This is a genomic window from Streptomyces colwelliae (genome assembly GCF_048158785.1).
Classification (GTDB): Bacteria; Actinomycetota; Actinomycetes; order Streptomycetales; family Streptomycetaceae; genus Streptomyces.
Map to the genome: position 1 here is coordinate 1 of NZ_JBLTJC010000924.1, position 494 is coordinate 494.

The window sequence follows — 494 nt, forward strand, 5'->3', positions numbered from 1 at the left end:
ATCTGAATTAGGTAAATTAGAGCGTGCTAATGCCTCCAATCCGTTTTATGTAAAGGAAGTAGACATCGACTTAGAAGATAAAGTAATACTGCTCATTGATGATATTTATACAACAGGATTAACAATACATCATGCAGGGTGTAAATTATTATCATTAAATGTCAGAAAATTCAAAGTGATTGCGTTTGCACGATAAACCAAACGTGGTAAAATATAAGTAAGCATTACCAATATAAGAGGTTAAAGGAGAGATTACTATGATTAGATTTGAAATTCATGGAGATAACCTCACTATCACAGATGCAATTCGCAACTATATTGAGGACAAAATTGGTAAGTTGGAGCGTTATTTTAATAATGTGCCTAATGCAGTAGCACATGTTAAAGTTAAAACTTATTCTAACTCAGCTACTAAAATTGAAGTTACTATTCCATTAAAAGATGTAACATTAAGAGCTGAAGAAAGACATGATGATTTATACGCTGGCATTGAT

At 31.8% G+C, this 494-nt stretch carries 2 protein-coding genes; both read left to right on the forward strand.

Going from position 1 to position 494, the window contains the following annotated elements; genetic code table 11:
* Nucleotides 1-196: ComF family protein (locus ACNFOC_RS55180; protein ID WP_416966416.1), on the forward strand; the 196-nt coding region annotated here is incomplete at its 5' end.
* A 61-nt stretch (nucleotides 197-257) separates the two neighbouring features.
* A partial coding sequence (gene hpf, locus ACNFOC_RS55185) for a ribosome hibernation-promoting factor, HPF/YfiA family (RefSeq protein ID WP_416966417.1) occupies nucleotides 258-494 on the forward strand: 237 nt, incomplete at its 3' end.